The 20,386-nt window shown below is 69.9% G+C and carries 20 protein-coding genes; 10 read left to right on the top strand and 10 right to left on the bottom strand.

Annotation, left to right across the window (positions count from 1 at the left end; all coding sequences use genetic code 11):
* Positions 1–65: 65 nt before the first annotated feature.
* The 4 genes from PBV52_RS34915 to PBV52_RS34900 all read right to left on the bottom strand — a co-directional run bounded on the left by PBV52_RS34915 (position 66) and on the right by PBV52_RS34900 (position 2,234).
* A complete protein-coding gene (locus PBV52_RS34915) occupies positions 66–404 on the bottom strand; it encodes a hypothetical protein (RefSeq protein WP_274243812.1) in 339 nt (112 codons plus the stop codon).
* 67 nt (positions 405–471) lie between these two features.
* Positions 472–1,173: a type 1 glutamine amidotransferase domain-containing protein gene (locus tag PBV52_RS34910; RefSeq protein WP_274243811.1), complete on the bottom strand. Its 702-nt coding sequence runs from the start codon at positions 1,171–1,173 to the stop codon at positions 472–474.
* Positions 1,174–1,199: 26 nt separating this feature from the next.
* Positions 1,200–1,589, bottom strand: a complete 390-nt coding sequence (locus PBV52_RS34905) for a nuclear transport factor 2 family protein (RefSeq protein ID WP_274243808.1) — start codon at positions 1,587–1,589, stop codon at positions 1,200–1,202.
* 45 nt (positions 1,590–1,634) lie between these two features.
* Positions 1,635–2,234, bottom strand: a complete 600-nt coding sequence (locus PBV52_RS34900) for a flavodoxin family protein (RefSeq protein WP_274243806.1) — start codon at positions 2,232–2,234, stop codon at positions 1,635–1,637.
* A gap of 675 nt (positions 2,235–2,909) precedes the next feature.
* Between PBV52_RS34900 and PBV52_RS34895 the strand changes: the two genes are divergently transcribed.
* From PBV52_RS34895 to PBV52_RS34885, 3 genes are read left to right on the top strand one after another with little or no spacing between them, the layout of a single operon-like run.
* On the top strand, positions 2,910–3,926 hold the full coding sequence (locus PBV52_RS34895) for a zinc-dependent alcohol dehydrogenase family protein (RefSeq protein WP_274243804.1): 1,017 nt from the start codon (positions 2,910–2,912) through the stop codon (positions 3,924–3,926).
* A gap of 27 nt (positions 3,927–3,953) precedes the next feature.
* Positions 3,954–4,214, top strand: a complete 261-nt coding sequence (locus tag PBV52_RS34890) for a DUF2255 family protein (RefSeq protein WP_306801499.1) — start codon at positions 3,954–3,956, stop codon at positions 4,212–4,214.
* 17 nt (positions 4,215–4,231) lie between these two features.
* Entirely contained in the window at positions 4,232–5,818 is a 1,587-nt protein-coding gene (locus PBV52_RS34885; RefSeq protein WP_274243802.1) for a Na+/H+ antiporter, read from the top strand.
* Positions 5,819–5,911: 93 nt separating this feature from the next.
* Here the strand turns inward: PBV52_RS34885 and PBV52_RS34880 are convergent, their stop codons facing one another.
* Entirely contained in the window at positions 5,912–7,102 is a 1,191-nt protein-coding gene (locus PBV52_RS34880) for a spermidine/putrescine ABC transporter substrate-binding protein (protein WP_274243800.1), read from the bottom strand.
* A 109-nt stretch (positions 7,103–7,211) separates the two neighbouring features.
* Entirely contained in the window at positions 7,212–8,651 is a 1,440-nt protein-coding gene (locus tag PBV52_RS34875; RefSeq protein WP_274243799.1) for a gamma-aminobutyraldehyde dehydrogenase, read from the bottom strand.
* Between the two features lie 179 nt (positions 8,652–8,830).
* Here PBV52_RS34875 and PBV52_RS34870 point away from each other — a divergent pair, with 179 nt between their 5' ends.
* The 7 genes from PBV52_RS34870 (at position 8,831) to PBV52_RS34840 (ending at position 15,674) form a co-directional block, all read left to right on the top strand.
* Positions 8,831–9,349: an Lrp/AsnC family transcriptional regulator gene (locus PBV52_RS34870; RefSeq protein ID WP_128435206.1), complete on the top strand. Its 519-nt coding sequence runs from the start codon at positions 8,831–8,833 to the stop codon at positions 9,347–9,349.
* Between the two features lie 19 nt (positions 9,350–9,368).
* A complete protein-coding gene (locus tag PBV52_RS34865; RefSeq protein ID WP_274243796.1) occupies positions 9,369–10,742 on the top strand; it encodes an aspartate aminotransferase family protein in 1,374 nt (457 codons plus the stop codon).
* Between the two features lie 245 nt (positions 10,743–10,987).
* Positions 10,988–11,728 carry an ABC transporter ATP-binding protein gene (locus PBV52_RS34860; protein WP_274243795.1) on the top strand — a complete coding sequence of 247 codons (741 nt, stop codon included), beginning with the start codon at positions 10,988–10,990 and terminating at the stop codon, positions 11,726–11,728.
* Positions 11,710–13,128 (top strand): hypothetical protein, encoded by a 1,419-nt coding sequence (locus tag PBV52_RS34855; RefSeq protein WP_274243794.1) that lies wholly within the window; start codon positions 11,710–11,712, stop codon positions 13,126–13,128. The genes PBV52_RS34860 and PBV52_RS34855 overlap by 19 nt, the downstream gene beginning before the upstream one ends.
* 130 nt (positions 13,129–13,258) lie before the next feature.
* Entirely contained in the window at positions 13,259–13,678 is a 420-nt protein-coding gene (locus tag PBV52_RS34850; RefSeq protein ID WP_274243792.1) for a VOC family protein, read from the top strand.
* Positions 13,679–13,715: 37 nt separating this feature from the next.
* Positions 13,716–14,837, top strand: coding sequence for an LOG family protein (locus tag PBV52_RS34845; protein ID WP_274243791.1), 1,122 nt, complete (start codon positions 13,716–13,718; stop codon positions 14,835–14,837).
* A gap of 126 nt (positions 14,838–14,963) precedes the next feature.
* Entirely contained in the window at positions 14,964–15,674 is a 711-nt protein-coding gene (locus PBV52_RS34840; RefSeq protein WP_274243789.1) for an LAETG motif-containing sortase-dependent surface protein, read from the top strand.
* A 72-nt stretch (positions 15,675–15,746) separates the two neighbouring features.
* On the opposite strand, the gene PBV52_RS34835 is transcribed toward PBV52_RS34840, so the two are convergent.
* From PBV52_RS34835 to PBV52_RS34820, 4 genes are read right to left on the bottom strand one after another with little or no spacing between them, the layout of a single operon-like run.
* Positions 15,747–16,544: a maleylpyruvate isomerase family mycothiol-dependent enzyme gene (locus tag PBV52_RS34835; RefSeq protein WP_274243787.1), complete on the bottom strand. Its 798-nt coding sequence runs from the start codon at positions 16,542–16,544 to the stop codon at positions 15,747–15,749.
* Positions 16,545–16,569: 25 nt separating this feature from the next.
* Entirely contained in the window at positions 16,570–17,589 is a 1,020-nt protein-coding gene (locus tag PBV52_RS34830) for an ABC transporter ATP-binding protein (protein WP_274243786.1), read from the bottom strand.
* Positions 17,590–19,272, bottom strand: coding sequence for an ABC transporter permease (locus PBV52_RS34825; protein WP_373921945.1), 1,683 nt, complete (start codon positions 19,270–19,272; stop codon positions 17,590–17,592). It abuts the gene before it with no gap.
* On the bottom strand, positions 19,248–20,357 hold the full coding sequence (locus tag PBV52_RS34820; RefSeq protein ID WP_274243782.1) for a thiamine ABC transporter substrate binding subunit: 1,110 nt from the start codon (positions 20,355–20,357) through the stop codon (positions 19,248–19,250). Before PBV52_RS34820 ends, PBV52_RS34825 begins: the two co-directional genes overlap by 25 nt.
* Positions 20,358–20,386 lie beyond the last annotated feature (29 nt).

The following is a 20,386-nucleotide window of genomic DNA, read 5'->3' as shown; positions in this document are numbered from 1 at the left end:
AGATTTGTCCCTGGAAGCGCTCACCGTCAGGATGGCGCGCGGTCGGCCACCGCCCCGCCGCGGGTTCAGCGGACGCGGGTCCACTTCCCGTGGAGTTGCACGAACTCGCCTCCGATGACGGAGCTGGCCATGCAGGTTCCCTCGGTGTAGTCCTCGATGTGAGTGACGTGGTCACCGGCGTCGGGCTCGGTCCAGCGCACGACGTACAGGCCGTCGCGGAGCTGGGTGGTGGTGTACTCCATCGTCTGCTTCCGGCCCTTGATGGCACCGCCCGTCACCTCGAAGCTGACCTGGGTCGCCGATTCGAAGGTGATCTCCACCGTGAAGTGGCCGAGCGGCGTGTCCGGGCCGAGGTCCGCCAGCCAGGTCTGCCCCACGCTGGGAAGGGTCGCGTTGCTGTCCATCAGTACTACCTCTTTCTGTTTTCTGTGACGGCGTCTCTGTGACGGCTTTCCGTGTCGGCGCCGGGCGTCAGTTCAGTGCCTTGACGACTTCCTGGGCCAGCGGGACGGCCGAGGCGGGGTTCTGGCCGGTGATGAGGGTGCGGTCCACCTCGATGTGGGGGGCGAAGTTCTCCTCGCCCTTGTGGTAGTCCGCGCCCACGTCCGCGATGAGGCGGTCCTGAAGCAGCCACTTCGCCCGGTCGGCGAGGCCGTTCTGGATCTCCTCGGAGTTGGACAGGCCGGTCAGGCGGTAGCCGGCGAAGGGAGACTTGCCGTCGGCGTCCACGGTGGACAGCAGGGCGGCGGGGCCGTGGCACACCAGCGAGACGATCTTGCCGGAGGCGAGCCAGTCGCTGACCAGCTTGCCGGCCGCGGGGTCGTCGGACAGGTCCTCCATCGGGCCCCAGCCGCCGGGGACGAAGACGGCGTCGTAGTCGTCGATGCGGACGTCCTCGATGCGGATCGGGTTCGCCAGCTCGGTCGCCTCGCGCAGCGCGGTCCTCATCCGCTCGGCGCCCTCCTCACCGCCGTTGAAGTCAGCCGTGAGGCTGAGCGCGTCGGCGGTCGGCGGAACGCCGCCCGGGGTGGCCGCGGCGATCTCGTGGCCGGCCTCCTTGAAGACGCCGTACGGACCGATGGCCTCCTCGGCCCAGAAGCCGGCCGGCTGCTCGAACCCGTCGGCCAGGGTCCAGTGGTCGGCGGCGGTGATGAGGAAGAGGATCTTCGCCATGGGTTTCTCCGTGAGGGTGGGGGCGGTCAACTGTTCAGGGCCTGCTGGACGGTGTGGCTGTCGGCGGCCTGGATCAGGTGGGTGAGCCTGCCGTCGCGGACCGTCCACAGGTGGATGAAGCGCGCGTCCGACTCCCCGCCGGACTTGGACACGGCGTGGTAGTGGCCGCGCACGAAGACGTGCTCGCCGGCGTCGTAGAACTCCTCGGGCACCGCGCCGAAGGAGGTGAAACGCGGCGCGAGCCGGCCGAAGAAGTCGCCGCCGGCGCTGGCCCAGGTCTTGTAGACGCCGCCGTAGGGGAAGCCGGGGGTGATGTCCCAGACGATGTCGGGGTCGATGACCTCGGCGACCACCTCGGGGGCCATGCCGGAGTCGTAGAGCCGACGGACGAGGGCGAGGTTCGGGGAGTCGGACATGGTGCTGCTCCTTTACGGGTCAGGCTGCGGGTGAGGTTCTTGTGTTCAGGCGGCGAGAGCGGCGCGGCCGGCGCGGAAGAAGGCGGTCTGCTGCGCGACGCGGGCACCGAGGCCCTCGGCAGTGGCGATGTCCGACTTGTGGACGGCCTCCGGACCGGCATCGGTCGGGGTCTGGGCACCTGCCCCGACGAAGTAGCCCAGCCGGTTGATGTCGTCCTCGCTGCCCTGGGTGGAGGCCCAGCCCGGCTGGACACCGAGGCTGACCCAGTGCATGCCGTGCTGGGCGGCCATGGTGAAGAAGTAGCCCAGGGTCGAGGATTTGTCGCCGTTCTTGGCACCGGAGTTGGTGAACCCGGCGGCGATCTTGTCGACCCAGGTCTGGGTGAACCAGCGCTTGCTGCTGGCCTCGGCGAAGGTGTGGAAGGCGGCGGAGGCGGTGCCCATGTAGGTGGGGGCGCCGAAGATGATCGCGTCGGCGGCGTCCAGCTGCGCCCACTGCTCGTCGGTGATCGTGTCCACGGGGATGGACACCACCTCGGCACCGGCTTCCGCGGCACCGCGCGCCACGGCCTCGGCTATGACAGCGGTGTGGCCGTAGCCCGAGTGGAACGCGACGGCGACCGTGGGGCGGGAGGTGGAGGACATGGGGGTATTACTCCTCGAAAAGGATTGCGTGAATCGTGCTCTGGAAGCATGGCACGGAATTCAAATGCAAAGGTAGGAAGGATTCGTCCCTGGCTTTGCTGTCCCTGGCTTTACGCCGGGGCCGCCTGCCGGTTTTACGAATTCGTGGCGCAGGCCGCCGTCCAGGAGGAGAGGCGTCTGTGCTGTCCGAGCTTGTTCGGGTCCTGCACCTGAGTGACGACCAGCGGGACCATCTGTTCGAGGTTCACCGGAGGCACCAAGGCGTTCTACCACCTTGGCCCAGTGGCCCAGCTCCTTACGGCGCGCACCGCTGTTCATACTGGCCAGCCTGCGCTGTCCGCCACTCGGCTGGGTAGGAGGATTTTATCCCTGGATAAGCCTCTCCTGGGGTGGAATTCTCCTCTGTACGGGCCCTGCGGGCGCTGACAGAGTCAGAGACCGGCGATTATCTTTCCCAGGCCGTCGACGCTTCTGTATACCCCATGGGCCATCGTCGAGGAATCCGGCACGTCCGCGTGACACCGCTGCCCTGGCATCAGCATCACAGCAACGCACGAAGAGAATCACGATGGAACTCCTGAAGCGACCGCCGACCGGCAAGGACCACCCCCCGGCGCGAAGACCCCACCCGCGCCCGAGCCACCCCCACCCGAGAAACGCATCAGGAGAAAAGACATGCGAGCAACTGTGATCCACGCCCCCGGTGACATCCGGGTGGAGGACGCCCCCGAGCCCAAGATCGTCAAGCCGACGGACGCGATCATCCGAACGGTCGCCAGCTGCGTGTGCGGCTCGGACCTGTGGCCGTACCGCGGCCTGGAGCCCATCGGTGACCCGCACCCGATGGGGCACGAGTACGTCGGCATCGTCGAGGAGACCGGCAGCGAGGTCACCCACGTCAAGCCCGGCCAGTTCGTGGTCGGCTCCTTCGCCACCTCCGACAACACCTGCGCCAACTGCCAGAAGGGCTGGCAGTCCTCCTGTCTGAACCGCGAGTTCATGAGCACCTGCCAGGCCGAGTACGTGCGCATCCCCAACGCCCACGGCACGCTGGTGGCCACCGACGGCGACCCGGGCGAGGAGTTCGTGCCCAGCCTGCTGGCGGTGTCCGACGTGATGGGCACCGGCTGGTACGCGGCCGTGGCCGCCGAGGTGAAGCCGGGCTCGACGGCCGTGGTGGTCGGTGACGGAGCCGTCGGCCTGTGCGGTGTCATCGCGGCGAAGGAGCTCGGCGCGGAGCGGATCATTGCCATGTCCCGGCACGAGTCCCGCCAGAAGCTCGCCCTGGAGTTCGGCGCCACCGACATCGTGACCGAGCGCGGCGAGGACGGCGTCGCCCGGATCAAGGACCTCACGAACGGCATCGGCGCCGACTCCGTCCTGGAGTGCGTCGGCACCGCCGAGTCCATGCGGCAGGCCCTGCACTCGGCCCGCCCGGGCGGCAACGTCGGCTTCGTCGGCGTCCCGCACGAGGTGGCCGTCGACGGCCAGGAGCTGTTCTTCTCCCAGGTCGGCCTGCGCGGCGGCCCGGCTCCCGTGCGCCGCTTCCTGCCCGACCTGATCGACCGCGTGCTGTCCGGCCACATCAACCCGGGCAAGGTCTTCGACCTCACCCTGCCCTTGGAGCAGGTCGCCGAGGGCTACAAGGCGATGGACGAACGCCGCGCCATCAAGACCCTCCTCACGCCCTGACCCCACTCAACGACCCACCATGACGACCTGGACGAACGACGAGCTGACCCGGATCGAGCACGCCGAGGAACTTCAGATGGCCCCCTCGCGGCCCGGTCGAGCGAGAAGGGCCACATCCGCTCCGGTGGCGTCGCCAAGGACGTCGTCCTCGTCCAGGTCACGGACTCCGGCGTCAATGACCGAATCGATGCCGCCTACCTCACCAAGTACGGCCGGTACGGCGCGCGTTACGTCGATCCGCTGGTGGCTGCGCGCGACACGACGCTCAGACTCGTACCCCTCGCCTGAACCGTAGGAGAAACGCCTTGCTCGGTCTCGAACTCGTCGTCGTTCTCGGCGTGGCCGTGCTGGTGGGCAACGCCGTGGGACAGCGCCTCGGCATAGCCCCGCCCGTCGCGCTGCTCGTGACGGGTGTGCTCCTGGGGTTCGTCCCGGCGGTGCGGGAGGCACAACTGCCCCCGGAGGTGGTGCTGTTGCTCTTCCTCCCGGTGCTGCTGTACTGGGAGAGCCTGACCACCTCCCTGCGGGAGATCCGCACCAACCTGCGCGGCATCCTGCAGCTGAGCACCGTACTCGTCATCCTCACGGCGTGGGCCGTCGCGGCGGCGGGGCACGCCCTCGGGCTGCCGTGGGGGCCGGCGTGGGTGCTCGGCGCGGCCATGGCACCCACCGACGCGACGGCGGTCGGCGTCCTGGCCCGCGCCCTGCCGCGCCGCCAGGTCACCGTGCTGCGCGCGGAGAGCCTGGTCAACGACGGCACGGCCCTGGTCATCTATGGTCTGGCCGTCGGCATCACAGTCGGCGAGGAGCACCTGAGCATCCCGCACGTCGGCGGACTGTTCCTGCTCGCGTACGGCGGCGGAGCAGCTGTAGGCGTGGCGGTCGCGTGGGTCAACATGAACCTGCGGCGCCGCCTGACCGATCCCCTGCTGGGCAACCTGGTCATGATCCTGGCGCCCTTCACCGCCTACCTGCTCGCCGAACTGATCGAAGCGTCCGGCGTCCTCGCGGTGGTCGTCAGCGGCCTGATCATGTCCCAGGTCGCCCCGCGCATCATCCAGGCCGAACACCGCACGCAGGCACTGGCGTTCTGGCCGCTGGCCACCTTCCTCATCAACGGGGCTCTCTTCGTCCTGGTGGGAGTGGAACTGCAGTACGCCGTCCGCGACCTGGGCCGCGCCGATCTCCAGGACGCGCTGATCGCGGTCGGGGTCATCTGCGTGGTGCTCGTCGCCGTACGCTTCGCGTTCCTGTACGCCTCCACCTACCTGGTCCGCGCACTCGACCGCCGTCCCCAGCAACGCACGCTCCGGGTCGGTCACCGGACCCGTGTGGTCAGCGGACTGGCCGGTTTCCGGGGCGCGGTCTCGCTCGCGATGGTGCTCTCGGTGCCGCAGACCCTCGACTCGGGCGAGCCGTTCCCCGACCGCAGCTTCATCGTCTTCGTCACCTCCGGCGTCATCCTCGTGACGCTGGTCGTGCAGGGACTGCTGCTGCCGGTGGCGGTGCGCTGGGCGAAGCTGCCGCCCGACACCTCGGTCGACGAGGAACACGACCTCGCCGAGACCACCGCCATCGAACAGGCGATCAAGGCGATGCCCCAGCTCGCCGCCGACCTGCGCTCCGAACCGAAGATCGTCGAGTGGCTGCGCCAGGAGTACGAGGCACACCTGGCGTCGGTCCGGGCCAGAAGCGCGGGCGCCCACGACGACCCCGCGCTGCTCCAGCACCAGGACTACCTCGCGCTGCGCCTGGCCCTCATCACCCACAAACGCACCACCGTCGTCCGCCTCCGCGACGAGCGCCAGATCGACGACACCGTACTGCGCCGCCTGCAGGCCGCCCTCGACAGCGAAGAGGTCCGTCTGGCGGGAGGTGCGGCGGTCGAATGATTCGTTCTCCGGGGAAGGACTTTCCGTGCAGGCCATAGGACGGTCCCCGCGACCGGGCCGCGCCGGGCCGGGCGGGATACGGACAGCCGCTCCCTACAACCCCGCCATCGCGTTCCACCGTTTACCGAACTCCACCCGCTCCTCGGACGTGATGTCCCGCGCGATGGCGAGGTGTTCGCGCATCGCCTTGTCCGGGAAGATCAGCGGGTCCTCCGCGAGGGCGGCCGTCTCCTCGTCCTCGGCGGAGGCGAGCACGTCCTGGGCGGCCGGGACCGGGCAGACGTAGTTGACCCAGGCGGCCAGTTCGGCGGCGACCTCGGGCTCGTAGTAGTAGTCGATCAGCCGCTCGGCGTTGGTCTTGTGGCGGGCCAGGTCGGGGATCATCAGGGACTCCGACCACAGCTCGGCGCCCTCCTCGGGGACGACGAAGCGGATGTCGGGGTCGTCGGCCTGGAGCTGGATGACGTCGCCCGAGTACGCCTGGCAGGCCAGTACGTCGCCGCTCGACAGGTCCTTGATGTAGTCGTTGCCGGTGAAGCGGCGGATCTGGCCCTTGCCCACCTGCTTCTCCACCTGGTCGCAGACGGTGTGGAAGTCGTCCGCCGTCCAGCGGGTGATGTCGACGCCGTTGCCCTGCATGAGCAGGGCGAACGCCTCGTCCAGGCCGGAGAGCAGGGTCACCCGGCCCTTCAGGTCGCTCGCCCACAGCTCGGACACGCTGCGTATCTCGCGGCCGAGCCTGCGGCGGTTGTACGCGATGCCGGTGATGCCGGACTGCCACGGCACGGTGAACTTCCGTCCGGGATCGAAGGCCGGTGAACGCAGCAGCGGGTCCAGGTACTTGGTCACGTTCGGCTGGCGCGCCCGCTCCATCTCCTGCACCCAGCCCAGCCGTACGAACCGGGCGCACATCCAGTCGCTGATGACGACGAGGTCGCGGCCGGTGCGCTGGTGGTTCATCAGGGCGGGGCTGATCTTGCCGAAGAACTCGTCATTGTCGTTGATCTCCTCGACGTAGTCGACCGCGATGCCCGTGCGCTTCTCGAAGGCATCCAGCGTCGGCCGCCGCGTCTCGTCCTCGTCGTCCGTGTCGATGTACAACGGCCAGTTCGCCCAGGTCAGCCGCTTGTCGGTGGCGGAGAGATCGGCGGCGGCCCGCTCCCCGGGAGGCACGTAAGCGGCGGGCACACCACAGCCGGCGAGCCCGCCGAGCAGCGTGCCCGCGCCGAGGGAGCGCAGCAGGTTCCGGCGAGACAGCACGGAGTTCTTCGACGCGAGGGCCATGGCCGCAGCATGCCACCGCGGCAACGCCCTGAGGGGCGCGGGGCTGTGCTCGATATGCGGCTCCGCCGGCGGGTGCGCGACCAGCCCCCACGCACCCGCAGTCGAAGAACTACACGTCCAGGGACGTCATCACGTGCTTGATCCGCGTGTAGTCATCGAACCCGTACGCCGAAAGGTCCTTGCCGTACCCCGACTTCTTGAACCCGCCATGGGGCATCTCCGCAACCAGCGGAATGTGCGTGTTGATCCACACGCACCCGAAGTCCAGCGCCTTGGACATCCGCATCGCGCGCCCGTGGTCCTTGGTCCACACCGACGACGCGAGCGCGTACTCGACACCGTTCGCCCACTCGACGGCCTGCGCCTCGTCCGCGAAGGACTGCACGGTGATGACCGGCCCGAAGACCTCCTTCTGGATGATCTCGTCGTCCTGCTTCAGCCCGGACACGACGGTCGGCGCGTAGAAGTACCCCTTCTCACCGACCTGGTGGCCACCGGCCTCGACCTTGGCGTGGGCGGGCAGCCGCTCGATGAACCCGGAGACCTGCTTGAGCTGGTTGGGGTTGTTGAGCGGGCCGAACAGCACGTCCTCGTCGTCCGGCTGCCCCGTCTTGGTGTCAGCGGCGGCCTTCGCGAGCGCCTGCACGAACTCGTCGTGGATGGCCTCGTGGACGAGCACGCGCGTGGCGGCCGTACAGTCCTGCCCGGCGTTGAAGAAGCCCGCGACGGAGATGTCCTCGACGGCCTTGGCGATGTCGGTGTCCTCGAAGACGACGACCGGCGCCTTGCCGCCCAGCTCCAGGTGAACCCGCTTGAGGTCCTTCGACGCCGACTCGGCGACCGACATACCGGCCCGCACGGAGCCGGTGATGGACGCCATCGCCGGGGTCGGGTGCTCGACCATCAGGCGGCCGGTGTCACGGTCGCCGGTGATGACGTTGAAGACGCCCTTGGGCAGGATCGAGCCGATGATGTCGGCGATCAGCACGGTCGACGCCGGCGTCGTGTCCGACGGCTTGAGCACGACCGCGTTGCCCGCCGCGATCGCCGGCGCGAACTTCCACACGGCCATCATCATCGGGTAGTTCCAGGGCGCGACCTGCGCGCAGACACCGACCGGCTCACGGCGGACGATCGAGGTCAGGCCCTCCATGTACTCACCGGCCGACCGGCCCTCCAGCATCCGCGCCGCACCCGCGAAGAAGCGGATCTGGTCCACCATCGGCGGGATCTCCTCGGACCGCGTGAGCCCGATCGGCTTGCCCGTGTTCTCCACCTCGGCGGCGATCAGTTCCTCGGCCCGCTCCTCGAACGCGTCCGCGATCTTCAGCAGGGCCTTCTGCCGCTCTGCGGGCGTCGTGTCACGCCAGCCCGGGAAGGCCCTGGCGGCGGCCTCCATCGCGGCGTCGACGTCCGCCTGTCCGGACAGCGGCGCGGTCGCGTACGCCTCGCCCGTCGCGGGGTTGACCACCTCGGTGGTCCGTCCGTCGACGGCGTCCCGGAACTCACCGTCGATGTAGTTGCGCAGACGACGCAGCTCGGTGCTCACTGCCGGCCTCCTGTCAGGTCTTCACTGTTAGGGACTGTCCACTCTCTGAGACACCCACCCTAATCGCCGTGCCCACGTTTTCAACACCCCCACCGGCGCCACTTCTGCGAAATCCGCAGACCTCACTCTCGTAAACAACGAATTTCATCGCCGCGGCCTTGCGGAACTGTCGAGACGTCGTGCACAGTGACGTCGTGGCCAGTCGAAGCGCAGAGCACAGGGACTCCCGCGAGTCCAGGAACGGCGGCGGTCCCCAGCTGGACGCCGTCTCCCTTGCCATCATCGAACAACTTCAAGAGGACGGCCGCCGGCCGTACGCCGCCATCGGCAAGGCCGTGGGCCTGTCCGAGGCGGCCGTGCGCCAGCGCGTCCAGAAGCTGCTCGACCAGGGCGTGATGCAGATCGTCGCCGTCACGGACCCGCTCACCGTGGGCTTCCGGCGCCAGGCGATGGTCGGTGTCCACGTCGAGGGCGACGTGGAGTCCGTGGCCGACGCCCTGACCGCCATGGCCGAATGCGAGTACGTGGTGATGACAGCCGGGTCCTTCGACCTGATGGTGGAAATCGTCTGCGAGGACGACGACCACCTCCTGGACGTCATCAACAGGCGCATCCGGGCCGTACCCGGAGTCCGATCGACCGAAAGCTTCGTCTACCTCAAGCTCAAGAAGCAGACCTACATGTGGGGAACCCGATAACCGTGAGGACCCGATAACCGTGAGCACCGACACCCCTCAGGACCTCAGCAGGACCGCGTACGACCACTTGTGGATGCACTTCACGCGGATGTCCTCGTACGAGAAGGCTCCCGTCCCCACCATCGTCCGGGGCGAGGGCACCTACATCTACGACGACAAGGGCAAGCGCTACCTCGACGGTCTCGCCGGCCTGTTCGTGGTCCAGGCAGGTCACGGCCGCGTCGAGCTGGCCGAGACCGCCTTCAAGCAGGCGCAGGAGCTGGCGTTCTTCCCGGTCTGGTCCTACGCCCACCCGAAGGCGATCGAGCTCGCCGACCGCCTCGCGGACTACGCGCCGGGCGACCTCAACAAGGTCTTCTTCACCACCGGCGGCGGTGAGGCGGTGGAGACCGCCTGGAAGCTCGCCAAGCAGTACTTCAAGCTGGTCGGCAAGCCCACCAAGCACAAGGTGATCTCGCGTGCCGTCGCCTACCACGGCACCCCGCAGGGCGCCCTGTCCATCACGGGTGTGCCGGCTCTGAAGGCCCCGTTCGAGCCCCTCGTCCCGGGCGCCCACAAGGTCGCGAACACCAACATCTACCGCGCCCCGATCTTCGGCGACGACCCCGAGGCCTTCGGCCGCTGGGCCGCCGACCAGATCGAGCAGGAGATCCTCTTCGAGGGCCCGGACACGGTCGCCGCGGTCTTCCTGGAGCCGGTGCAGAACGCCGGCGGCTGCTTCCCGCCCCCGCCCGGCTACTTCCAGCGGGTGCGCGAGATCTGCGACCAGTACGACGTGCTGCTGGTGTCGGACGAGGTCATCTGCGCCTTCGGCCGCCTGGGCACGATGTTCGCCTGCGACAAGTTCGGCTACGTCCCGGACATGATCACCTGCGCCAAGGGCATGACCTCGGGCTACTCCCCCATCGGCGCCTGCGTCATCTCGGACCGCATCGCCGAGCCCTTCTACAAGGGCGACAACACCTTCCTGCACGGCTACACCTTCGGCGGCCACCCGGTCTCCGCGGCCGTCGGCGTCGCCAACCTCGACCTGTTCGAGCGCGAGGGCCTCAACCAGCACGTCCTCGACAACGAGGCGGCGTTCCGCGCGACCCTGGAGAAGCTGTACGACCTGCCGATCGTCGGCGACGTCCGCGGCAACGGCTTCTTCTACGGCATCGAGCTGGTCAAGGACAAGGCGACCAAGGAGTCCTTCGACGCGGACGAGACGGAGCGCGTCCTGTTCGGCTTCCTCTCCAAGAAGCTGTACGAGAACGGCCTGTACTGCCGTGCCGACGACCGTGGTGACCCGGTCATCCAGCTCGCCCCGCCGCTGATCGCCAACCAGGAGACGTTCGACGAGATCGAGCAGATCCTGCGGGCGACGCTGACGGAGGCGTGGACCAAGTTGTGACGCCCGGACCGTTTGCCGGACCGTTCACCGGACCGGCGTTCGACGGAAGTCGATCCTCGGTCTGAATGATCAACACACCGGCCCCGGTGCCGCCCGTTCGAGTGAGACACGGCGGCCCGGGGCCGTGTGCTGTCCGGGCTCCGGGCGGCGGCTGCCTAGCGTGCCAGTGACCGATCAGCCCAGCCTTCGTTCCCCCGCACGAGGGATCAGGCCTGGGAAAACGGATCAGAACCGAGGTGTACGCGATGGTGGCCCCGCCGGACAACGACGTGCTCTGGGCACGCGCCCTGCACTTCACGCACAACGACGGTTCGCCCGCGCTCAGCGGCGTCTCGCTCGGCGTCCAGGAGGGCGAGGTCCTCGCCGTCATCGGCCCGCGCGGCAGCGGCAAGACGACTCTCCTGCGGTGTCTGTCCGGCCTGGCCGCGGTGCGGCGGGGCGAGGTCTGGTTCAACAGCGTGCCGGTGCACAAGATGGGCCCGACGGCGCGCGAACGGCTCCGGCGTGACCGCTTCAGCTGGATCGACCCGGCACCGTCACTCGTCCCCGAGCTGAACGTCTGGGAGAACACCGCCCTCCCCCTGATGCTGCGCGGCACCAGCCGCCGCCGCGCCAAGACGGCCGCACTGGAGTGGCTGGTGCGCCTGGACGTCGGCGAGGTGGCCCGCAAGCGCCCGCACCAGCTGGTCCAGGCCGAACGCCAGCGCGTCTGCATCGCCCGTGCGCTGGCCCCCTCACCCACGGTCCTGTTCGCCGACGAGCCGACCGCCCCCCTGCACCGCTCCGACCGCGCGCACGTCCTGCGCACCCTGACGACAGCGGCCCGCTCGCACGGCATCACGGTCGTCCTGGCCAGCCCCGACGCGGACCCCGCGACCCTCGCCGACCGCACGGTCACGCTCCTCGACGGGCGGCGCGTGAACACGGTGCACCTGCCCCCGGCCACGGAAACGGAAGGCCGAGCCGCGTGCTCGCTCTCCGTCTGACCCGCGGCGCCCAACCGGCCGTACAGCTGCGCCGCCTGCTGGTGGCGGCGGCGTCGGCGGGCACCGGCTTCCTGCTGCTCTGCGCCCTGGGCTACGCGATGTCCCACGACTCCCCCGCCGCCTCGCTCCTGCGCCTGGCCTGGTGCGCGCCCCCGCTGGCCGCGACGGTCCACTTCGCCGTGGCCGTGGCCCGAACCGACCCCGGCGCCAAACCCCGCCCCGGCCTCGCGGCCATCGGCCTGGGCCCGGTCCGCCTGATGGCCGTCTCGGCCACCACCACGGCCCTGTCCTGCACCCTCGGCTCCACGCTGGCCCTGCTGTTCTTCCTCCACCTGCGAGGCGACCTGACCGGCATGCCCTTCGACGGCGCTGCCTCGGAGTTCCTGGCAGCGGGCAGCCCTCTCCCGCCGCCGGCCACGCTGACGCTGCTGACGCTGGTTCCGGGGATCGCGTCGGTGATGGTGGCGTGGGCCCTGCGCCCGAAGGAACTCGGGCCCACCGCGGCCCAGGGCACGGGACGGGCGTACGTCCGCTTCGGGGCGTACAGCAGGTCGGTGGCGCGGGAGACGTTCGGGGCGTACGGGCGGTTCGGCACCCATCTGCGGCGTGGCGAGCGGGGCGACGCGGACGCGAACGGGCACCCGCGGCCCGAAGGCGGCACCCCCCAGACAGGCGACCCGGCCCGGTCGCCGGCCCCCACCCCGGGCAACCCACCGGCCGACTGGACCGAAGCGGTAGCCGACCCCGCTCCCCCGGCCGACTCGGGCCGCGCACGCGCGCTCTCCCCCCGCAAACCCCCCGCCGGCCTCCCCTGGGGCATCGCGGTACTCGCCGCGGGCCTCGCCGTGGAGGCCTACGCCGGCCGCACCACGACCGGCACCGCCGTCACCATGCCCGCCGCCCTCCCCACCGGCACCGCCGGAGTCGTCGTCGGCTGGCTGCTCACCGCCCTCGGGCTCGCCCTGGCCGCCCCCGGCCTCACCCACCTCTGCGGCCGCATCCTGCAGACCGCACGACCGGGAGCCCTGCGCCTCCTGGCCGGCCGGGTCCTGATGGAGGAAGCCGTCCGCATCGGCCGCCCCCTCGGCATCGTCTGCGCCGTCACCTCCGCCGCGTACGCCATGGCGCCCCTCTCCGACCACCCGGCCACCCCGCCCTTCGGCCCCCTCACCACCCTCGGTGTCACCCTGGTCACCGGCTGCACCGTGGCCACCCTCCTCACGGCCACCGTGGAGGCCAAACACGCACGCGCCGACACCACGGCCGCGCTCGTCCGCCTCGGCGCCCCCACCGCGATGCTCCGCAGCGCCGCCGCCCTGCGCGCCAGCATCCTGCTGGCCTTCTTCGGCCCGCTCACCCTGATCGTGGCCGAGCTGGCCGCCCTTCCCCTGGCACGGTGAAGCAGTAGCGCGGGCCCTGCCCACCCCGGCGAAAAACTCGTAGGAAAAAAGTCTCCGCCCGGCGATGAGTTCCGCCCGGCCCCCCGGTCTACCCCACCGAACAGCAGCCACCCCGATGGGAGAGACCACCATGACCGCCCCCGCGTACCAGCAGATGATCTTCCTGAACCTGCCCGTGAACGACCTCGACGCCTCGAAGAAGTTCTTCACGGAGCTCGGTTACTCCATCAACCCGCAGTTCAGCGACGAGAACGCGGCGTCCGTCGTGATCAGCGACACCATCGTCGCGATGCTGCTCACCAAGTCGTTCTACTCGACCTTCACCAAGAAGGAGATCGCGGACGCAACGACGACCAGCGAGGTGCTGATCTGTCTGAGCGCCGAGAGCCGCGAGAGGGTCGACGAGCTGGTCGAGAAGGCGGTCGCCGCGGGCGGCACGGCATCGGACCAGGTCCAGGACCCGGGCTTCATGTACGGCCGCGCCTTCGACGACCTCGACGGCCACACCTGGGAGGTCGTGTGGATGGACCCGTCGGCCATCGAGGGCTGAGGCCCGCCGTCCCCCACAGGGTGCCTAGCATGGGCGGGTGCAGACGATGCCCGCCCATGCGGCCCACCACAACGACCGTGAGATAGAGACGCTGGAGGAGTTCGACGCGACCGTCGCGGCACGCGGCACCCTCGCCGGATTCCGGGTCCAAGCCGTCGATCTGACGGACCGTACGCGCGAACTGCTCACCACGGACACCGCGGGCGCCGTCTTCCTCGGCTGCCCGATGCGCGAGGACGCGGCCGCGAAGATCCGCACGGACGGCGCCCTGGTCTTCCCGCCCGTCCCCGGCCTCCCCTTCGACCCGTACCGGGGCCTGGTCTACTCCCCCGACGAACTCTTCGCTTCCCTGCCGGACGGCTACGAGGCCACGCCCGACGCCCGCTCGTACACCTGGTTCCAGCAGACGAAGGCGGACGGCGACATCTACGCCTCCATGCTCCGCGCGGTCCACGACGACTCCGTCTCGGACGCGCTCGACGAACTCCTGTCCGGCGCCCGGGTGGTGGGCGTCATGGGCGGCCACGCGATGGGCCGCGGCACGCAGGCGTATGAGGGTGCCGCGCGGCTCGGCCGGGAGCTGGCCCGCGCCGGTTTCACGGTCGCCACCGGCGGCGGGCCCGGCGCGATGGAGGCGGCGAACCTCGGCGCGTACGCGGCCCCGCACGGCGACGAGATGCTCACCGACGCGCTTCGACTCCTCGCCAAGGCCCCCAAGTTCACGCCCTCGATCACCGAGTGGGCGACGGCCGCCTTCGAGGTGCGCTCCCGCTGGCCGAAGGGCGGCCGCTCCATCGGCATCCCGACCTGGTTCTACGGCCACGAGCCGCCGAACCCCTTCGCCTCCCACATCGCCAAGTACTTCGCCAACGCCACCCGCGAGGACGGCCTGCTGGCCCGCTCGAACGCGGGCGTCGTCTTCCTGCCGGGCGCCGCCGGCACCGTACAGGAGATCTTCGACAACGCGACGCCGAACTACTACGAGTCGCGCGGTGAGCCCACCCCCATGGTCCTGGTCGACCGCGCCCACTGGACCGAGAAGCTGCCGGCCTGGCCCCTTTTGAAGTCCCTCGCCCGGGACCGCTCGATGGAGTCCCGTATCGCCCTGGTTGACCGGATCGAGGAGGCTCCGGAGGCGCTGAAACGTCTCAGCGATTAATAAGAGGGCAAAGCCAACGCCCGTGGACTGCATATGCGTTGACACTGCTTATGCCACGCTTATAAACCTGTGAGACTCCTGGGGACGGTGATGTCACATCACCGTCTCGTTCAACCCCCCTCAGTGATGCAACTCGTAAGGACAAACGTGTCCATAAACCGCCGTACTGTTGCGCGTTCCGTGCGCGCTCTTGGTGTTGCTTCCGCGTCGGCCGCGATCGCGCTCGGCTTCGCGGGCAACGCGCTCGCGTGCAACATCAGTGAATTCTCCGCCGAAGCCAAGTGCGACGGCGACAAGGGTGTCATCACGGTCACCGACGTGGACCCCAGCGGCATCCCGGCGACCATCAGCGTGTTCCTCCAGAACAACGGCGCCGACCTGAAGAAGGTCGGCGAGCAGGAGGTCAAGGGCTCGCGCGAAGGTGTCACCATCACCTTCACCGAGGACTGGAAGCCGAATGCCGAGTACCGCATCCACGTCAAGGCCGCCGGCTACGTCGACGAGGACATCGAGCCGAACCTGACGACCCCGTCCACGGCCTGCAAGAAGGAGGAGCCGCCGGCTCCGTCGGACACCCCGACCCCGTCGGACTCCGCCTCGACCCCGGCCGAGGAGACCGACACGCCGACCCCGACGCCCTCGGAGAGCGAGAGCACCGCCCCCGCGGACACGGCGAGCAGCGCCCCGTCCCCGGCGGCCGGTGACTCCAACCTCGCCGAGACCGGCGCCAACTCCAACACCGGCCTGATCGCCGGCATCGCGGTCGCCCTGGTCGCGATCGGCGGCGGCGCGGTCTTCTTCGGCCTGCGCCGACGTGGGGCGAGCAGCGACCGCTGACGCACCCGCACGACAACGCCGTTGTGGCCCGTCCCCTTCCCGGGGGCGGGCCATCGCTTTCGTCGGCCGGCCTCAGCCGAAGGTGGCCCGCTCCAACCAGAACTCCAACAGCTCCCGCTCACCGACGATCACCAATTCCTCGCTGTCCAGCGGCAGTCGACGGTAGAAGGCGAGCAGTACGGCGGTGAGTGGCCCCCGGAGCGCGACGGTCGCCTTCTCGTGGCCCCGCCGCCAGGCGATGACGTCCCCGGAGAGGTCGATGAACCACTCCCCGTTCACCTCGGGCGTGGTGTCGGTGGCGTGGATATGGATACTGCTCCCCGGCCGACGCAGTTCCCGCGCCGGGTCGTCCGGCAGCGTCCGCTGGGCCCACTCGACGATCTCCAGCCACTCGTCGATCGCGTCGGCGGCGATGTCCGGGGCGACCTCGTAGGGCAGCCCGGCGGCGAGGGTGGCGTCCGCGCGGTGGATCGTGATCTCGTGGGCCATACGGCGGGCCCAGAACCCGGCGTTGAACACCCCGGCCCAGCCCCACACCTTCGCGTCGGGTCCGGCCTCCCGCAGCGCGGCGACAAGCATCTCGCCGGTCTCCGCGAGCCAGGCGTCGAGTGCGGCGGGGTCACCCTGTCCGTCCGGTCCGCCGCCGAGCGGGATCTCCTCCTCCGGGACCTCCTCCTGCGCCCGCGTCCGCACCATCAGCTCCACCCAGCGCAGGGCGCCGCCCATGTGCCGTACGAGCTCTTCCAGCGACCAGTCCGGGCAGGTCGGCACGGTGGCCGACAGGTCGGCTCCGGAGGTCACCACGGCCCTCAACAGGCCGACCTGGTGGGCGATTTCGTCGCAGTAGCGATCGTGCGGGAGGGGCGTCATGCCCCGCACCCTACGTGCCGGGCGATCAGCCCAGCAGCACAATTTCCGCCGCGTCGAACTCCACCCCGACCTCGTCCCCGACCTCCGGCGCGTCCCGCAGGGCGCACGCCGCCTCGAGGCGCGGCGCATCCTCCGGCTGGAGGTGCACGGCCACGTGCGTGCCCCGGAACGTCCGCGCCGCGACCGTGCAGCGCAGCCCCTCGTCGGCGGCCACGAGCCGCACTCCGGCCGGCCGTACGAGCAGCGTCCGCGTGCCCTGCGCGGCGCCCTCGCCCACCGGGAGCTTCCCCCAGGGCGTGTCCGCGGCTTCTCCGGCGACCGTGCCCTCGACCACGTTGTCGAATCCGAGGAAGCGCGCCACGAACTCGTCCACCGGACGCTGCCACACCTCCAGCGGCGTCCCGGTCTGGGCGATCCGCCCGTCCCGCATCACCACGACCCGGTCGGCGAGCGCGAAGGCCTCGCCCTGGTCGTGCGTCACGGCCAGCACGGTGGTGCCCAACCGCCCGAAGAGTTCCCGGAGTTCGACCACGAGCCGCTCCCGCAGCGAACGGTCGAGCTGGCCCAGCGGCTCGTCCAGCATCAGCAGCCGCGGCCGGGGCGCGAGCGCACGGGCCAGCGCCACCCGCTGCTGCTCCCCGCCGGAGAGCGAGGCGACGGCACGGCGGGCGGCGCCCGGCAGTCCGACCAGATCGAGCAACTCCCCTACCCGCCCGACCTGTTCACCCTTCGAGGCACCATGCATCCGCGCCCCGAAGGCCACGTTGCCCCCGACATCGCGCTGCGGGAACAGCTGATGGTCCTGGAACATCAGCCCGACACCCCGCTTGTGGGCGGGCACCCCGGCCTGGTCCCGCCCGTCCAGCGACACCCGCCCGGCATCGAGCGGTTGCAGCCCCGCCACCGCCCGCAGCAGCGTCGACTTGCCGCTGCCGCTCGGCCCGAGCACGCACACGATCTCGTGCTCGGCGACGTCCAGGTCGACGGCGTCCAGCACCGCCCGCCCACCGAAGCGGACGGTCGCGCCTTCCAGGCTCAGCAGCATCTAGAACTCCCCGGTCCGGTCGGTCCGCAGCCGCTCCAGCACCAGCAGCGCCACCGCGCACACCACCATCAGTACCGTCGAAAGGGCCATCGCCTGGCCGTAGTTGAGCTCGCCGGCCCGCCCGAGCAGCCGCGCCACGGCCACCGGCAGCGTCGGATTGTCGGGCCGCGCGATGAACACGGTCGCCCCGAACTCGCCGAGCGACACCGCGAAGGCGAACCCGGCCGCGATCAGCAGCGCCCGCCGCACCATCGGCAGATCCACCTCACGCCAGACCCGCCACGGCGACGCCCCCAGCACCGACGCCGCCTCCCGCAGCCGCTGGTCCACGGCCCGCAGCACGGGCAGCATGGTCCGTACGACGAAGGGCACCCCGACCAGCGCCTGGGCCAGCGGCACGAGGATCCAGGTGCTCCTCAGGTCCAGCGGCGGCTCGTCCAGGGCGATCAGGAACCCGAAGCCGACCGTCACCGCGGACACCCCGAGCGGCAGCATCAACAGCGCGTCGAAGCCCCGTACGAACCGGCCCGCGTCCCGTCGGGTCAGCGCAGCCGCGGCCAGTCCGCCGATCAGCACGGCGATGAGGGTGGCGACGACGGCGTACTGGAGCGAATTGCCGATCGCCTCGATCGGCGCGACGAGGAAGACCCCGCCGTCGGCACTGGTCAGCGCCCGGTAGTAGCCGAAGTCGGGCGCGTCCAGCGAGCGCTGCACCAGCACGGCCAGCGGCAGCAGCAGGAGTACGACGATGACGGCCAGGACACCGGCCAGCAGCGCCCACTGCCCCGCCCCGCGGGGCCGCCGCGCGGTCACGGACGCGTCCACCAGGCGCAGAGCGCTCTCCCGCCGCCGTACCGTCCAGGCGTGCACGGCGAGGATCGCGCCCACCGCCAGGAACTGGATGATCGTCAGGACGGCGGCCGTGGACAGGTCGAAGATCTCGGACGTCTGCCGGTAGATCTCCACTTCAAGGGTCGAGAAGGTCGGCCCGCCGAGGATCTGGACGACACCGAAGGAGGTGAAGGTGAACAGGAAGACCATGAGCGCGGCGGCGGCCACGGCAGGCGCCAGGGCGGGGAGGGTGACCTGACGCCAGGCTTTCAGAGGCGACGCCCCCAGCATCCGCGCGGCCTCCTCCTGCCGCGGGTCGAGCTGCGACCAGAGCCCGCCGACCGTCCGTACGACGACGGCGTAGTTGAAGAAGACGTGCGCGAGCAGGATGGCCCACACGGTGGTGTCGAGCCGTACGCCCCACAGCTCGTCGAGCAGTCCGCCGCGGCCGACGAGCGCGAGGAACGCCGTACCGACGACGACCGTCGGCAGCACGAAGGGGACGGTCACCACGGCCCGCAGGACCTGCTTGCCGGGGAAGTCGAAACGGGCGAAGACGTAGGCGCCCGGCAGCGCGATCAGCAGGGTCAGCGCGGTGGAGGCGAGCGCCTGCCAGGTGGTGAACCACAGCACGTGCCGGATGTCGGACTCTCCGAGCACGTCCGCCAGGCGCCCGAACTGCCAGACCCCGTCGACCTTCAGCCCGCGCGCGACGATCGCGGCGACCGGGTAGGCGAAGAAGAGCCCGAAGAACACGACGGGCGCGGCGACGAGGCCGAGCCGCACCGCCACGCTCCGCGCGCGTCCCTTACGCGGGACTGCTTCGGCTACTTCAGTACGAGCGAGGTCCACGACTTGACCCAGTCGTCACGGTTGTCGGCGATCTTCGCCGGGTCCATGGTCTCGGGGTTCTTGGCCTGCGGTCCGTACTTCACGAACTCCTCGGGCACCTGGGCGGCCTCCCGCACCGGGTAGACGAACATGTTGAGCGGCATGTCGTCCTGGAACGTCTTGGTGAGCATGAAGTCGAGGAGCGCCTTGCCGCCCGCGGCGTTCTCGGCGTTGCTCAGCAGGCCCGCGTACTCGACCTGGCGGAAGCAGGTGCCCGCCGCGACACCGGTGGGCGCGGTGGTCGGCTTCGGGTCGCCGTAGATCACCTCGGCGGGCGGCGAGGAGGCGTACGACACGACGAGCGGCCGGTCGGCCTTGGCCTTCTTGCCGCCGGCCGAGCCGGAGAACTCCTCGTTGTAGGCCTGCTCCCAGCCGTCGACGACCTTCACGCCGTTGGCCTTCAGCTTCTTCCAGTAGTCCTGCCAGCCGTCGTCGCCGTACTTCGCGGCGGTGCCGAGCAGGAAGCCGAGCCCGGGCGAGGAGGTGGAGGCGTTCTCGGTGACGAGGAGGTCCTTGTACGCGGGCTTGACCAGATCGTCGTACGACGTCGGCGGGGTCAGCTTGTGCTCGCTGAAGTACGCCTTGTCGTAGTTGACGCAGATGTCGCCGGTGTCGATCGGCGTGACCCGGTGCTGGTCCTGGTCGGCCCGGTACTCGGGCAGGATCAGGTCGGATCCCTTGGGCTCGTACGACTGGAACAGCTCGTTGTCCAGCGCCCGCGACAGCAGGGTGTTGTCGACGCCGAAGAAGACGTCGCCCTGCGGGTTGTCCTTGGTCAGGATCGCCTTGTTGACGGCCTGTCCGGCGTCGCCGTCCTCCAGGACCTTGACCTTGTAGCCGGACTGCTTCTCGAAGGCAGCCAGGACGGACTTGGAGACGGCCCACGAGTTGTGGCTGACGAGCGTGACGGTCTTGGAACCGCCGCCGCTGCCACTGTCGCTGCCGCCGTCACTGTCGGACGACCCGCACGCGGCCAACGCGGGCAGCGCGACGAGACCGAACCCGACGGCGAAAACCGTGGCCTTGGCCTTCTTGGTGATGCTCACTGAATTCCTCCTGGGGTTGACCAGGAAGA

Origin of the sequence: Streptomyces sp. T12 (assembly GCF_028736035.1) — a bacterium.
Taxonomy (GTDB): domain Bacteria; phylum Actinomycetota; class Actinomycetes; order Streptomycetales; family Streptomycetaceae; genus Streptomyces.
The sequence above is the reverse complement of the archived record's forward strand: the minus strand, read 5'-3'. Positions and strand labels throughout refer to the sequence as shown.